The sequence below is a fragment of the Streptomyces sp. NPDC007856 genome (assembly GCF_042868225.1).
Taxonomy (GTDB): domain Bacteria; phylum Actinomycetota; class Actinomycetes; order Streptomycetales; family Streptomycetaceae; genus Streptomyces.
The window spans coordinates 336,418-350,433 of record NZ_JBIAEC010000003.1 but is presented as its reverse complement, the minus strand read 5'-3'; the positions used below and the strand labels follow the sequence as shown (position 1 = coordinate 350,433).

The 14,016-nt window shown below is 70.3% G+C and carries 12 protein-coding genes and 1 pseudogene; 5 read left to right on the top strand and 8 right to left on the bottom strand.

Annotated elements, in window-relative coordinates; all coding sequences use genetic code 11:
- Positions 1–46 precede the first annotated feature (46 nt).
- Complete coding sequence (locus ACFYOH_RS09665) at positions 47–1,354, bottom strand: nitrate/nitrite transporter (RefSeq protein ID WP_388622983.1); 1,308 nt, start codon at positions 1,352–1,354, stop codon at positions 47–49.
- A complete protein-coding gene (locus ACFYOH_RS09660) occupies positions 1,351–2,025 on the bottom strand; it encodes a GntR family transcriptional regulator (protein WP_388622980.1) in 675 nt (224 codons plus the stop codon). Before ACFYOH_RS09660 ends, ACFYOH_RS09665 begins: the two co-directional genes overlap by 4 nt.
- Before the next feature lie 213 nt (positions 2,026–2,238).
- On the opposite strand from ACFYOH_RS09660, the gene ACFYOH_RS09655 reads away from it, so the two are divergent.
- The 3 genes from ACFYOH_RS09655 (at position 2,239) to ACFYOH_RS09645 (ending at position 4,623) form a co-directional block, all read left to right on the top strand.
- Positions 2,239–3,150, top strand: coding sequence for a D-alanyl-D-alanine carboxypeptidase family protein (locus ACFYOH_RS09655; protein WP_388622977.1), 912 nt, complete (start codon positions 2,239–2,241; stop codon positions 3,148–3,150).
- A gap of 100 nt (positions 3,151–3,250) precedes the next feature.
- Entirely contained in the window at positions 3,251–3,601 is a 351-nt protein-coding gene (locus tag ACFYOH_RS09650; RefSeq protein WP_388622974.1) for a GntR family transcriptional regulator, read from the top strand.
- Positions 3,598–4,623, top strand: a complete 1,026-nt coding sequence (locus ACFYOH_RS09645) for a DUF1648 domain-containing protein (protein WP_388622971.1) — start codon at positions 3,598–3,600, stop codon at positions 4,621–4,623. The genes ACFYOH_RS09650 and ACFYOH_RS09645 overlap by 4 nt, the downstream gene beginning before the upstream one ends.
- 159 nt (positions 4,624–4,782) lie before the next feature.
- Here ACFYOH_RS09645 and ACFYOH_RS09640 read toward each other — a convergent pair.
- From ACFYOH_RS09640 to murJ, 3 genes and pseudogenes are all read right to left on the bottom strand, one after another.
- A pseudogene (locus tag ACFYOH_RS09640) lies at positions 4,783–5,445 on the bottom strand (alpha/beta fold hydrolase); the annotation flags it as partial.
- Between the two features lie 194 nt (positions 5,446–5,639).
- Positions 5,640–6,386, bottom strand: coding sequence for a hypothetical protein (locus tag ACFYOH_RS09635; protein WP_388622968.1), 747 nt, complete (start codon positions 6,384–6,386; stop codon positions 5,640–5,642).
- A gap of 232 nt (positions 6,387–6,618) precedes the next feature.
- Positions 6,619–8,187 carry a murein biosynthesis integral membrane protein MurJ gene (gene murJ, locus ACFYOH_RS09630; protein WP_388622965.1) on the bottom strand — a complete coding sequence of 523 codons (1,569 nt, stop codon included), beginning with the start codon at positions 8,185–8,187 and terminating at the stop codon, positions 6,619–6,621.
- Positions 8,188–8,400: 213 nt separating this feature from the next.
- On the opposite strand from murJ, the gene ACFYOH_RS09625 reads away from it, so the two are divergent.
- Both ACFYOH_RS09625 and ACFYOH_RS09620 read left to right on the top strand, forming a co-directional pair.
- Positions 8,401–9,123: a Type 1 glutamine amidotransferase-like domain-containing protein gene (locus ACFYOH_RS09625; protein WP_388622962.1), complete on the top strand. Its 723-nt coding sequence runs from the start codon at positions 8,401–8,403 to the stop codon at positions 9,121–9,123.
- 112 nt (positions 9,124–9,235) lie between these two features.
- Positions 9,236–10,234, top strand: coding sequence for a Bro-N domain-containing protein (locus ACFYOH_RS09620; RefSeq protein WP_388622959.1), 999 nt, complete (start codon positions 9,236–9,238; stop codon positions 10,232–10,234).
- Positions 10,235–10,318: 84 nt separating this feature from the next.
- Here the strand turns inward: ACFYOH_RS09620 and ACFYOH_RS09615 are convergent, their stop codons facing one another.
- Genes ACFYOH_RS09615 through pdhA form a run of 3 tightly spaced genes read right to left on the bottom strand, consistent with a single transcriptional unit; the run spans position 10,319 to position 13,899 of the window.
- Entirely contained in the window at positions 10,319–11,710 is a 1,392-nt protein-coding gene (locus ACFYOH_RS09615; RefSeq protein ID WP_388622957.1) for a dihydrolipoamide acetyltransferase family protein, read from the bottom strand.
- Positions 11,711–11,720: 10 nt separating this feature from the next.
- Positions 11,721–12,698, bottom strand: a complete 978-nt coding sequence (locus tag ACFYOH_RS09610) for an alpha-ketoacid dehydrogenase subunit beta (RefSeq protein ID WP_388622954.1) — start codon at positions 12,696–12,698, stop codon at positions 11,721–11,723.
- A gap of 1 nt (position 12,699) precedes the next feature.
- Positions 12,700–13,899, bottom strand: coding sequence for a pyruvate dehydrogenase (acetyl-transferring) E1 component subunit alpha (pdhA, locus tag ACFYOH_RS09605; RefSeq protein ID WP_388622952.1), 1,200 nt, complete (start codon positions 13,897–13,899; stop codon positions 12,700–12,702).
- Positions 13,900–14,016 lie beyond the last annotated feature (117 nt).

Here is a 14,016-nt window from a genome sequence, read left to right as displayed (position 1 = left end):
GCTGAGGGCGGCAGTCCCCGGTGAGGCCCGCACCGGCACAGGGCACCTATGCGGGAACGTGCACCGTCTCCACCCGGCTCGCCACCAGCCGTTCACGTTCACGCCGGGCCGCCCGCCCCCGCAGCCGCAGGATCTGGGACACGCCCAGCGCCTGCAGCACGAACACCGCCGAGAACGCCACGGCGTAGTCGTCCCCGGTGGCGTCCAGCAGCACCCCGATCGCGAACAACGTGGTCATCGAGGCGATGAAACCACCCATGTTGGTGATACCGGACGCCGTCCCCTGCCGCTCGGGCGGATTGGCCGGCCGCGCGAAGTCGAACCCGATCATCGAGGCGGGCCCGCACGCCCCCAGCACCGTGCACAGCACCACCAGCAGCCACATCGGCGCATGCGCACCGGGATACAGCAGCGTCGAGGCCCACAGCAGCGCGGTCGCCCCGACCGTGCCCAGCGCCAGCGGCAGCCGCGCCGCGTGATGCCGGGCGATGATCTGGCCGTAGACCAGCCCGATCACCATGTTGGACAGCACGACCAGGGTCAGCAGCTCACCGGCCGTGGCCCGGCCGAGCCCCTGCGCCTGGACCAGGAACGGCAGGCCCCACAGCAGCAGGAACACCATCGCCGGGAACTGGGTGGTGAAGTGCACCCACAGTCCGAGGCGGGTCCCCGGCTCCCGCCAGGCCGCCGCGATCTGCCGGCGCACATACGCCGCGCCCTGGTGCGGCGCCGGCTCCGGCTCGTACCCCTCGGGATGGTCCTTCAGGAACAGCAGCGTCAGCACGAGGACGACGACACCCGCGAGCGCGCTGCCGGCGAACGCCGGGGTCCAGCCGATGCCGTGCAGCAGCCGGGCGAGGACCAGTGTGGAGACCAGGTTGCCCCCCATACCGACCAGCCCCGCGAGCTGCGCGACCAGCGGCCCGCGCCGGGCCGGGAACCAGCGGGTGCCGAGCCGCAGCACGCTGATGAAGGTCATCGCGTCACCACAGCCCAGCAGGGCACGGGAGGCGAGGGCGGTGCCGTACGAAGGCGAGAAGGCGAAGCCCAGCTGACCGGCCGTGAAGAGGACCGCCCCGATGCTCAGCACCCGCTTCGTGCCGAGCCGGTCGACGAGCAGGCCGACGGGTATCTGCATACCGGCGTAGACCAGCAGCTGGAGGATGGAGAACGTCGACAGGGCGGACGCGTTCACATGGAAGCGGTCCGCCGCGTCCAGCCCCGCCACGCCCAGTGACGTACGGAAGATGACCGCGACGAAGTAGACGGCGACGCCTATGGACCACACGGTGACGGCGCGTCGGCCGCCCGGTGGATCACCCGGAAGGGTGAGGTTGCGCGCCGGAGCGCTCATCGGACCTCACCCCGCGCGAGGTGCTCGAACCAGCTCACATGCCGGTGCACGACCCCGACGGCCGCCTCCGCGTCCCCGGCGCGCAGCGCGTCCAGGATCTCCTCGTGCTCGGCGAGCGTCTTGGCGATCCGGTCGGGATGGGAGTGCATGACGGCGACGCCCATCCGCAGCTGCCGGTCGCGCAATTGGTCGTAGAGCCGGGACAGGATCTCGTTGCCGCCGCTGCGCACGATCTCGGCGTGGAAGTTGCGGTCGGTCACCGCGGCCGCGGCCAGATCACCGGCGGCGGCCTGCGCCTTCTGCAGCTCCAGCAGCTCGGTCAGGCGCTCGAGCAGCCCGGGCGGGGCGGGTACGGCCTTGCGGGCGGCATGCTCCTCGACCAGCTGGCGGGTCTCCACCACGTCCGCGATCTCCTGCGCGGAGACCGGCAGCACCAGCGCGCCCTTCTTCGGGTAGAGCCGGATCAGGCCCTCGACCTCCAGCCGCAGCAGCGCCTCCCGCACAGGCGTGCGCGAGACCCCGACGGCCTCGGCCAGCTCCCCTTCGGTGAGCAGGGTGCCGCCCTCGTAGCGCCGGTCGAGAACGCCCTGCTTGACGTGGGCGTACACGCGGTCGGCGGCGGGCGGGGGCTTGGGGTCTCGGCGGGTGTGCTGTTGTACGGCCGTCTCCATGTCCACAGGATAGATACAACACGTACGCATGCGGCAGCGGCGTCCAGCATCCGGACGCGGCGGCGGACGCGGCGGTGGATGTGACGAAGATCGCACACAGCAACCGCGCAACCTTCTGTGCTACTTACGTGTCTCACACGTGCGGCCCTCTGCTCTTGCCACCTCAACTCGGCCGCACTTCAGGGGCATTCACGACAATCGGGGTACATCACTTTGATTACCGGCATTAAGGGCACCCGCACCACCCGCATCCGCAGAGCCACCGCCGTCGCCGTCACCTCCGGCGCGCTGCTCGCGACCGGTGCCCTCACCGCGACGCCCGCTCAGGCCCTCACGACGCCCACGATCGTGGCCAAGGGCGGCTACGTGATGAACAACGTGAGCGGTACGACGCTCTACACCAAGGCGGCGGACACCCGGCTTTCCACCGGCTCCACCACCAAGATCATGACCGCCAAGGTCGTGCTCGCGCAGTCGAACCTCAACCTCGACAAGAAGGTGACGATCCAGAAGGCGTACAGCGACTACGTGGTCGCGAACAACGCCTCCCAGGCGCACCTCATCGTCGGTGACAAGGTCACCGTCCGCCAGCTGCTGTACGGCCTGATGCTGCCGTCCGGCTGCGACGCCGCCTACGCGCTCGCCGACACGTACGGCACCGGCACCACCCGCGCCGCGCGCGTGTCGAACTTCATCAGCAAGATGAACACCGCCGCCAAGAGCCTCAAGCTCACGAACACGCACTTCGACTCCTTCGACGGCATCGGCAACGGCAACAACTACTCGACGCCGCGCGACCTCACGAAAATCGCCAGCAGCGCGATGCAGAACTCCACGTTCCGCGCGGTCGTCAAGACGAAGTCGTACACCGCGAAGACGATCACCAAGACGGGCAGCATCCGCACGATGGCCCCGTGGACCAACACCAACGGTCTGCTCAGCAGCTACAGCGGCACCATCGGTGTGAAGACGGGCTCCGGCCCGGAGGCCGGCTACTGCCTGGTCTTCGCCGCCACCCGCAACAACAAGACGATCATCGGCACCGTCCTCGCCTCCACCTCCATCCCCCAGCGCGAGGCGGACGCGAAGAAGCTCCTCGACTACGGCTTCGCCAAGCTCGGCTGACACCTCACCGGACACCCACGGGCCCGTCGCACGCCAGCGGCGGGCCCGTTCCGCTGCCCGGGCGCACAATGAAGCCGATGGTGCTAGTGTCATTGGCACCATGTTGCTGCGTCTGGACAAGACCGACACCCGCCCCCTGCACGAGCAGGTCGCGGCGGCGATCCGGCGGGCCATCGCCGAGGGCGAGTGCCGCACCGGCGACCGGCTGCCCTCGGCCCGCGATCTCTCCACGGCCCTGGACATCAACGTCAACACCGTCCTGCGCGGCCTGCGCGAACTGCGGGACGAGGGCCTGCTGGAGTTCCGCCGCGGCCGCGGGATCACCGTCGCCGAAGGGGCGGCCCGGCGCTCCGGACTGCAGATCAGAGTGCGGGAGCTGGTCGCGGAGGCATCCCGGCTCGGCTACAGCCGCACCGACCTCATCGAGATGATCCGGGGGACCACGACATGACCGACGGGGACGAACGGGCCCGGGACGAATACGACCGGGACCGCGGCGGATACGAGTGGACGGGTGCCCGAAGGCGCGCCGGGCGCTGGGCGCTCGCGGGATGCACGGTGGCCGTCGCCGCGCTGCTCGCGGGCCTGCCCTGGGCCGCGCGCGGCCGGCTGCCCGACCGGTTGGCGACCCACTGGAGCGGGGGTGCCGCCCCCGACGGCTCGATGCCGCTCTGGCAGGCCTCCCCGTTCCCGGCCGGCATCTGGCTGCTGATCGCCCTCGCGCTGAGCGTGCGATGGCGCCGCTCCTGGCCGGCCGCACGCCCCTGGCGGGCGATCGCCCTGGCGCCCACGGCGGCGGTGCTCGTCGGCGCACAGGCCTCCGTCGTCCGCGCGAACCTGGACCGCACCGACTGGCACGAGGCCCGCGAACCGGCGCTCGGAGTAGTGCTCCCCCTAGCTCTCGCGGTGGTCGCCGGGGTGGTGGCCTGGTGGCTGACCACCCGCACCGGCTCCACCCCGCCGGCCGCCCCGACCCCCGCGCTGAACCTGCCCGAGGGCGAGCGGCTGGTGTGGTTCTCCCGCACGGCCAACCCCTGGCTGCAGCTGCTGGCCGCACTGACCGGCCTGATCGCCGCCGGCGCGCTGGTGGCACTGGTCGCCGGTCTGGCCAGTACCACCGTGCTGGTCCCGCTGTGCGTCGTCTGCGCCACCGTCTCCCTCACCGGTGCCCTCTCCTCCTCCGTCCAGGCCAAGGTGTCGGAAGCCGGCCTGGAGGTGTCGTTCGGCCCGCTCGGCTGGCCCGCCCGCCACTGGTCGCCGACCGCCGTCGAGTCGGCCCGCGCCGAGCACCGGCAGCCCTCCCAGGTCGGCGGCTGGGGCTACCGCCTCAGCGGCCTCGGCACGACGGTCATGCTCCGCGCCGGCGACTGCCTGGTCATACGCCCCCGCGGCCGCCGCACGGACTTCGCCGTGAGCGTGGACGACGCCGAACGGGGCGCGGCCCTGCTGAACGCGCTGCGGTCGCGGGACTGAGCCGGCCATGGACATCCAGGGGGAGGACGACGGCGGGACGGCACCCTGGGACACGGCCGCCGCACTGGTCCGGGCCGCCCAGGACAGGAACGCCCTGGCCATAAAGTGACCGGTCCCCGGCACCAGCCGCACACGCAGCTCGTCGGCGTACGGCTCGGCGCCCGCCAGCATCGACGGCACGACCACGTTGTCCCGCTCCCCGCCGAGCAGCAGCGTCGGCACGGTCAGCCGCTGCCGCCGCACGGTGCCCCGTAGCAGCGCGGGGATGTCGTGCAGGACGTACTGCCAGAACAGGGACTGGACGGCGGGGGCGCTCTCCGAGGTGGCGGTGGCGTACTCGGCGATCTCCGCCTGCGTCCACACGGCCGCCGGGTCGGCGACCTGGTGGCGCAGCAGGAAGCGGGTGAAGCCGGGCCAGTACCGCAGCACTGCCCGCCCCAGCACCGGGTACTCGACGAACGCGGTGTACCACAGCCGCCACAGGTTGGGCAGGACCGCGCGGTGCCGGGGCCAGGGGTGGGTCATGTTCAGCGCGAGGTAGCCGGTGAACCGCTCCGGCGCCCTCAGGCACAGCCGGAAGCCGAGATGCGCTCCCCAGTCGTGCCCGACCAGCCCGACCCGCTCCAGCCCGAGGGTGTCGAGCAGCGCGAGCGCGTCGTCCGCCAGGCCGGCCATGTCGTAGCCGCCCGGCGTGATCCGCGACCAGCCGAAGCCGCGCAGGTCCGGGCAGAGCAGCCGGTATCCGTCGCGCCGGTATGCGTCGGCCAGCTGCCCGGCGACCTTGTGCCAGGCGTACCAGTGCTGCGGAAAGCCGTGCAGCATCAGCAGCGGGGTGCCGGTGCCGCCGTACTCGGCGAGATGCATCCGGGTGGAGCGCACGTCCAGCAGACGGTGCTCGGCACGCTCGTCCCTCGGCAGTGGACGGTCTGGACGGTCGGTGTGCGGTGCCATGCCTGACCCCTATCGGGCCGGTGCGGTCCCCCGTCGCGCCCGCGTCGCCGGGTCAGGAGTCGGCGTCAGCGCGAAAGGTTCCCTCCTTTCTGTTCCTTGTCGTCGTCACGGACGGGGAGCTGGTCGTAGGTCTTGAAGGTATACGAGGCGTCGTACGACAACAGGTTCCCTTCGGCCGCCGGCAGGCCGAGACGGCGGTTGAGGAGTGCGGTGAGGGGTCCGCAGTGTTCGGCGGCCGGGGCGGTGAAGGTGTCGTCGTAGGCAGAGAACTCGATCACCGGAGGGTCCTGGGAGACCCACTTGGAGGGACCGGAGCGCTTCAGCTGGAAGTCGACGGGTTCGCCCGCGCCGATGGTGCAGCCCCGCGGCACCAACGGGCCGAGGAGCCCGAAGCGGAGGCTGAACCGCCCGGTGTAGAAGTCGGACCGCCCGCCGTACTCCGGCTGTATCGCCAGTCCCAGGACGGCCGCGCGATCCCCCGCCGGTGTGCCGGTCAGTCCTCCCGGCACAGCGGTGGGGGAGCTGTGCATCGCACCCCACACCTGGCCCTTGCTGCCGTCCGGCATCGGACCTTCGGCATGCGTCATGGTGATCGGGGCGAGGTTCACCGCAACCTTGCCGAGGGTCAACCGCGGGGCGGCCGTATGCACTTCGCATCTCCATCGCCTCGGGTCGACGCGGTCGGGCAGTGCCGGGCAGTCGCCGAAGTCGGTCGCGGAGGCGGCGGTGACGCGAGGCGCCGCGTAAGCCACACCAGGTGCGCACACCGCCGCCGTACCGGCCAGGACGGCGACGCCCGCGATGGCGGCCACACGGCGGACGGAGGTGGATGAGACTGAGGATGGTGAGGAGGGTGGGGAGGCGGAGGAAGCCACGTCAGGCGAAGGGGAGGAACCGGGGCGAACGGCAGCGGATTTCGTCATGTCACCAGCGTGCCGCCGCGGTCCCTCCGTCATCATCCGTGACCTCCCCGACGGCACCCTGATCACTCCCTGATGCGACATCAGGGATGGTGCGCGATACGGCAATTAGTGGCATGCACTGTCAGCGAAAGCCGGGAATCCGCCGAAGCTCGCCAATCCTCAACACCCTGGCCAGCAGCAGATGGACAACGGCGAGTACCAGCGTGCCGGTGGTGGTTGCCAGGACCGCCCCCGCCGTGCCGTGCCCCACCACCCCGGCACAGCCCCGCGCCGCCGCCCAGCCTGCGACCGCCGCGACGCCTCCGGCGCACAGCAGCTTGCCGTAGGTGCCGCGCAGGGTGCCATCGTCCAGCCGGCCGCCGGTGCGGCGGCCCAGCAGACGGGCGGTGAGGACGAGCCCGGCGAAGTAGGAGACGGTGTAGGCGCCGGCCATGCCGGTGACCGCCCACCGCGCGGGCAGGAGCACATGGCAGGCGGTGGCGAGCGCGATGTCGACGACCCCGATCCACACGGCCATGAAGAACGGCGTACGGGTGTCCTCGAAGGCGTAGAAGCCACGCAGCAGCAGGTACTGCGCGGAGAACGGGATCAGGCCGAGCCCGAAGGCCTGGAGCATGTGCCCCAGGGGCTGGGCCGTGGCGGCGTCGGCGGCGCCGTGGGCGAAGAGGAGGACGGCGATGTCCGGTCCGAGTGCGGTGAACAGGAAGGCCGCCGGGACGATCACGACTCCGCTGACCCGCAGCGCCCGGGACAGATCGGCACGCAGATCAGCGATCCGTCCCTCGGCCGCCGCCTTGCTCATGCGCGGCAGCAGAGCGGTGACGAGCGAGACGGTGACGATTGACTGGGGCAGCATCCAGATGGTCTGCGCGTAGCTGTACGCCGTGTAGCCCACGCCCGCCTTCGGCAGCCGCTGGTCGGCGGCGTTGGCGTAGTTGGTGACGACGGTGAGGGCGACCAGATTGGTCAGCACGAACAGCAGCGTCCACTTGGCCGCGTGGATCCCGGAGCCGAGTCCCGCGCCGCGCCAGTCGAAACGGGGCCGGAAGCGGAAGCCTGCGGCGCGGGCGAAGGGGATGAGCGCGAGGGCCTGCACGGCGATCCCGAGAGTCGTGCCGATGCCGAGCCAGCGGACCTCGGCGTCGGTGACGTCGGCGACCGAGTGCGGGACGGTCATCATCCCGAGGTAGACGCCGAACATCGCCACGAGGACGACATTGTTGAGCACGGGCGTCCACATCATGGCGCCGAACTTCTCACGAGCGTTCAGCACTTGGCCGAGGATGGCGAACAGCCCGTAGAAGAAGATCTGCGGAAGCAGGAACCGGGCGAAGACGACGGTCAGCCGGTACGCCGCGTGCTCCTTGGGCGTGTCCCTTATGTACAGGCTCACGATCTCCGGCGCCGCCCACACGGCGAGCACGGTCCCAACGGCCAGCACACTGACGACGAGAGTCACGAGCCGCTGCTCGTACGCCCGCCCGCCATCGGCATGGGTGGCCCGGGCGCGCACCAGCTGCGGCACCAGCACGGCGTTCAGCGCCCCACCGATCAGCAGGGTGTACAGGCTGGTCGGCACGGTGTTGGCGGTGTTGTACGTGGTCGCGAGCAGCCCCGTCCCGAGCGCGGCTCCTTGCAGCACCTGACGGATCAGCCCGCTGGCCCGCGATACGACGGTCCCCCCGGCCATGAGCACAGAGGCCCGCCCGACGCCCGCTTCCGCTGTGGGTCTCGCGTGCCGAGCTGCGGCCTTCTCCCCCGTTACCATGCGCCAAATCTACGGCAGTTGACGATCAACGGCTGCGAGGAAGGTACGGCTTCTATATCGATGGCAAAGACCTTCGAGGGCAGGGCATGGTCCGAGGCACCGTCCGCTTTCGTGACCGGCCGAGGAGGCGCATCCGTGTCTGTCGCAACCACACCCCGTCTGGCTCTTCTCGGCGGTGGCTTCTCCACCGATGACGACGGGTTGCTGGACGACTGGCTGCTGGGTCACGCGCGCGCTTCACGGCCCAAGGTGTGCTTCATCCCCACGGCAAGCGGAGACGCCCCGGCCTACATCGACCGATTCCTCACCGCATTCCGGTCACGCGCCTGCGAGCCCGGCGTTCTGCCGCTGTTCCAACGGGAACACGACGACAAGGCACTACGGGCCTTCCTCCTCTCCCAGGACGTCGTATATGTAGGGGGCGGCAACACCGCGAGCCTGCTGGCGGTGTGGCGAGTGCACGGCGTGGACCGACTGCTGCGCGAGGCCTACGACCGCGGAACACTGCTGTGCGGCATCAGCGCCGGCGCCAACTGCTGGGCCGAGGGCTCACACACCGACTCCTTCGGTCCGCTCACCTTTCTGCCGGACGGACTCGGCCTGCTGCCAGGCTCGGTCTGCCCGCACTACGACAGCGAGCCGGGCCGGCGCTCCGGCTACCAAGCGGCAGTGGCCACCGGTGAGCTGTCGGCCGGCTGGGCGGTGGAGGACGGCGTCGGCGCGCTTTTCACCGGTGGCGCCCTGACGGAGGCGGTGACGCGTGCACCGAAGGCCCACTTGTACCGGTTGAAACCGGACGGAAACGGCGGAGCCAAGGAACGCGGGGTGCCGTGCCGGCTGCTCCCCCAAACGTGTTGAGCCGCAGGTGTCCGGAGTTTCCCGCAGATTTCACCCCCAATCGTGAACATCACTGTTGCAGCTGGCATATTCGAATTTCTCCGCTCTACGTTCCGCTGCGGAGGTGGTTCACATGAGCGAACCCAGCAAGCGACCCGACTCGTCCGAACGGCACGAGGCGATCGACATCAGCGACTTCGTGTACGCGGCGACCGGAGCCCGTGTGCGGCGGCTGACCATGCCGGACGGAAGTCACTGGTTTCCGGCGGTGGATGTGTGCAGGGAACTGGGGCACACCAGTCCGACCAAGGCACTCTATGATCACGTTCCCCAAGAGCACCGAGACAGTCTCGAGACCGTGAGCGGACGATACGGTCTCGGCATTCCCGCAGGCAGGGAGTGGCGTCGAGACCTGAATCTCCTCGACCTTCAAGGGCTGCTCCATCTCGTCACTGCATGCACGAAACCTGCTGCCGCCCCTTTCAAGCAGTGGGCCGTGGAAGTGATCGAGACCGTGCAGCGGGAGGGTTCCTACACCCTGGAAGAGGCCGAGGTGCAGCCCCTCGAGCCGGGCGCTCCGATCGCGTACGCCATGCCCGCGCAGGTCGCCGAGGCCATCGTCCGCCTCGAGGCGCACGATTTTCAGCTGGACGAGGAGTTGGCGAACGGTCAGCACAAATCGATCGGGCTGCAGGAGGAAACGCTGGTTCTGCGGAGGGAAAAGCTGGCTCTGCAGCGCGAGATGCCGGCCACGCAGAAAGCCACCCTCGCCGTGCAGCAGGCCATGGTCCGGGCGATGGAACGGATCGCGGACCGGCTCGACGCCCTGGTGTCGAGCTCTCGGACGCCCGGTGGGCACGCCGGTGTGCTGCCCGCCACGGCTTCCGTACTGGCCGACTGGCGGCAACGCCTCTCCGTCACGACCGACGTATGGACCGTGGCCGTGGTCATCGCCCCGGTTCTCGTGGAGAAGGGCGAGCTGCGCGAGTCGCTCGAATCGATCGCGGCCCGTACGGGCCTCTCGGTGCATCGCGTCAACGAATGTCTGCGGCTGCTGCGCAAACACGCCTGCATCCGATCGCGCGGCGGAGCCGAGGACGGGGCGCCGGTGTACGTGCTGAACCAGCCCTGAACAACTCCGAAGAGCAGAGGGGGCGGCCGCAAGACGAATTTGCGGCCGCCGCCCCCAGGCGCCAACGCTACCCACCCGGAGCCGTCACGCCCAGGTGATCAGCCTCTTCGGCTCCTCCAGAATCGCCGCCACGTCCGCCAGCACCTTCGAGCCCAGCTCGCCGTCGACCAGGCGGTGGTCGAAGCTCAGCGCCAGCGTCGTCACCTGACGCGGCTTGACCTTGCCCTTGTGGACCCAGGGCTGGAGCTTGATCGCGCCGACCGCGAGGATCGCCGACTCGCCCGGGTTGAGGATCGGCGTGCCGGTGTCGACGCCGAAGACGCCGACGTTGGTGATGGTCACCGTGCCGCCCTGCATGGCCGCCGGGGACGTCTTGCCCTCGCGGGCCGTCGAGACCAGCTCGCCGAGCGCCTCCGCCAGCTGCGGGAGCGTCTTGTCGTGCGCGTCCTTGATGTTCGGCACGATCAGGCCGCGCGGGGTGGCCGCCGCGATGCCCAGGTTGACGTAGTGCTTGTGCACGATCTCCTGGTTGGCCTCGTCCCAGGACGCGTTGATCTCCGGGTTGCGCTTGATGGCGACCAGCAGGGCCTTGGCGATCAGCAGCAGCGGGTTGACCCGCAGGCCCTGCATCTCCTTGTCCTGCTTCAGCTCCTCGACCAGCTTCATCGTGCGGGTCACGTCGACCGTCACGAACTCCGTGACATGCGGCGCGGTGAAGGCCGAGCCGACCATCGCCGCCGCCGTGGCCTTGCGGACGCCCTTGACCGGGATGCGGGTCTCGCGAGCGCCGTCGTAGGACGCGACGGGGGCCGGCGTCACCGGAGCCGCGGCGACCGGGGTCGGCGTCGGCTCCGCCTGCTTCGGCGTGGCCGCCGCGTGGACGTCGTCGCGGGTGATGATGCCGTCCGGGCCGGACGGGGTGATCGTGGCGAGGTCGACGCCGAGGTCCTTGGCCAGCTTGCGCACCGGCGGCTTGGCCAGCGGGCGGGGCCTCTCGGCGACCGCGCCATGGCCGTGGCCGTTCAGCTCGGTCTGGATCGCCTGGGCCGGCGCCGGGACCGTGACCTCGGGACCCTTGCGGGGGCGGCGCTTGGTGGAGGACGTCGACACGCCGTACCCGACCAGGACCGGCTGGCGGCCCTGCGGCTTGGCCTCGGGCTCGGGCTCCTCAACAGCTGTCTGCGGCTGCTCGACCGGGGCCTCGGCGGCTTCCGCGCCGGCCACCGCCACCGCGATGATGGACGTGCCCACGTCGACCGTGGTGCCCTCGGGGAAGTGGAGTTCGCGGACCACCCCGTCGTAGGGGATGGGCAGTTCGACGGCCGCCTTGGCGGTCTCGACCTCGCACACCACCTGACCGTCGGTGACCGTGTCACCCGGCTGGACGTACCACTTGAGGATCTCGGCCTCGGTGAGTCCCTCGCCGACGTCCGGCATCTTGAACTCGCGTACGGACGCTTCCGTCATCGTCGTCACGACCTTCTCCTCAGTACGCCAGCGAGCGGTCGACGGCGTCGAGCACGCGGTCCAGGTCCGGCAGGTACTCCTCCTCCAGGCGGGCCGGCGGGTAGGGGGCGTGGTAGCCGCCGACCCGCAGGACCGGTGCCTCCAGGTGGTAGAAGCAGCGCTCGGTGATCCGGGCGGCGATCTCCGCGCCGGAGCCGAAGAACACCGGTGCCTCGTGGACCACGACCAGACGGCGGGTCCTCTCCACCGAGGCCTGGATGGCGTCGAAGTCCAGCGGCGACACCGAGCGCAGGTCCAGGACCTCCAGGGACTTGCCCTCCTCGGCCGCGGCCGCCGCGACCTCCTGGCAGAGCTTCACCATCGGGCCGTACGCCGCCAGGGTGAGGTCGGTGCCCTCGCGGACGACCTGGGCCTTGTGCAGCGGGGCGGGGATCGCCTCGACGTCCACCTCGGCCTTGTCCCAGTAGCGGCGCTTGGGCTCGAAGTAGATCACCGGGTCGTCGCTCTGGATGGCCTGCTGCATCATCCAGTACGCGTCCGACGCGTTCGACGGAGACACGATCTTCAGGCCCGCCACGTGCGCGAACAGCGCCTCGGGGGACTCCGAGTGGTGCTCGACCGCGCCGATGCCGCCGCCGTAGGGGATGCGGACGACGACCGGCATCTTGACCTTGCCCAGCGAGCGCGCGTGCATCTTCGCGAGCTGAGTGACGATCTGGTCGTAGGCCGGGAAGACGAAGCCGTCGAACTGGATCTCCACCACCGGGCGGTAGCCGCGCAGCGCCAGACCGATCGCGGTGCCGACGATGCCGGACTCGGCCAGCGGGGTGTCGATGACGCGGCTCTCGCCGAAGTCCTTCTGGAGGCCGTCCGTCACCCGGAACACGCCGCCGAGCTTGCCGACGTCCTCACCCATGACGAGGACCTTGGGGTCCTCGTCCAGGGCGCGGCGCAGCGACTCGTTGATGGCCTTTGCCATCGCCATCTTCTCGGCCATCTCAGCGACCCCCTTCAGCTGCGTCAGCGAACGACGCCTGGTAGGCGGCGAACTGCGCTCGTTCCTCGTCGACGAGCGCGTGCCCGTCCGCGTACACGTTCTCGAAGATGGCGAAGTGGTCCGGGTCGGGCATGGCACGGACCGCTTCGCGCACTCGTTTGCCCAACGCCTCGGACTCGGCCTCGAGTTCCGCGAAGAATCCCTCGTCCGCGTGGTTTGAGGCCTCCAGGTACCGGCGAAGGCGCAGGATCGGGTCCTTCGCCTCCCAGGCCAGCCGCTCCTCGTCGCCGCGGTAGCGGGTGGGGTCGTCGGAGGTGGTGTGGGCACCCATGCGGTAGGTGTACGCCTCGACCAGGGTGGGGCCCTCGCCGCTGCGGGCGCGCTCCAGCGCCCACTTGGTGACCGCGAGGCAGGCCAGCACGTCGTTGCCGTCCACGCGCACGCCCGGGAAACCGAAGCCCTGCGCGCGCTGGTAGAGCGGCACACGGCTCTGCTTCTCGGTCGGCTCGGAGATCGCCCACTGGTTGTTCTGGCAGAAGAACACGACGGGCGCGTTGTAGACCGCGGAGAAGGTGAACGATTCGGCCACGTCGCCCTGGCTGCTCGCGCCGTCGCCGAAGTAGGCGATGACCGCGCTGTCGGCGCCGTCCTTGGCCACGCCCATCGCGTAGCCGGTGGCGTGCAGCGTCTGGGAGCCGATGACGATCGTGTACAGGTGGAAGTTGTTGCCGTTGGGGTCCCAGCCGCCGTTGTTCACGCCGCGGAACATGCCGAGCAGGTTGGTCGGGTCGACGCCGCGGCACCAGGCGACGCCGTGTTCACGGTAGGTCGGGAAGACGTAGTCGTCGTCGCGCAGCGCCCGGCCGGAGCCGATCTGGGCGGCCTCCTGGCCCAGCAGGGAGGCCCACAGTCCCAGCTCGCCCTGGCGCTGCAGGGCGGTGGCCTCGGCGTCGAAGCGGCGGGTGAGCACCATGTCGCGGTACAGGCCGCGCAGGTCTTCGGGGGTGATGCCGGCGACGTAGGCGTCGTACTCGGCGTTCTTGACCCGCTTGCCCTCCGGCGTCAGCAGCTGTACGAGCTCCGGTTCGGTGCTCTTCTTCGCGGCGGCGCGGGTGGTGCGGGTGGTCTTGCTGCCGGTGGTGCCGGCCTTGCCTGCGGCGCTGCGTCGCGGCTTGCGCGCGGCACTGCTGTCCACGGTCACGTGTGCTCCTCCGTCGTTCCGGCCCCCGGGGTTGCCGGTAGGCCAGTGCGGCTCACCTGTTTCGACCACCGGGCACGGGGTGGGTGCCACTCGGCCGGGTACAGGCGTGACAGGTGC

Bases quoted from the DNA above. Each gene is read 5' to 3' on its own strand.
- ACFYOH_RS09665 (WP_388622983.1), bottom strand. From the start codon at position 1,354: ATGAGCGCTCCGGCGCGCAACCTCACCCTTCCGGGTGATCCACCGGGC.
- ACFYOH_RS09660 (WP_388622980.1), bottom strand. From the start codon at position 2,025: ATGGAGACGGCCGTACAACAGCACACCCGCCGAGACCCCAAGCCCCCG.
- ACFYOH_RS09650 (WP_388622974.1), top strand. From the start codon at position 3,251: ATGTTGCTGCGTCTGGACAAGACCGACACCCGCCCCCTGCACGAGCAG.
- ACFYOH_RS09645 (WP_388622971.1), top strand. From the start codon at position 3,598: ATGACCGACGGGGACGAACGGGCCCGGGACGAATACGACCGGGACCGC.
- murJ (WP_388622965.1), bottom strand. From the start codon at position 8,187: ATGGCCGGGGGGACCGTCGTATCGCGGGCCAGCGGGCTGATCCGTCAG.
- ACFYOH_RS09620 (WP_388622959.1), top strand. From the start codon at position 9,236: ATGAGCGAACCCAGCAAGCGACCCGACTCGTCCGAACGGCACGAGGCG.
- ACFYOH_RS09610 (WP_388622954.1), bottom strand. From the start codon at position 12,698: ATGGCCGAGAAGATGGCGATGGCAAAGGCCATCAACGAGTCGCTGCGC.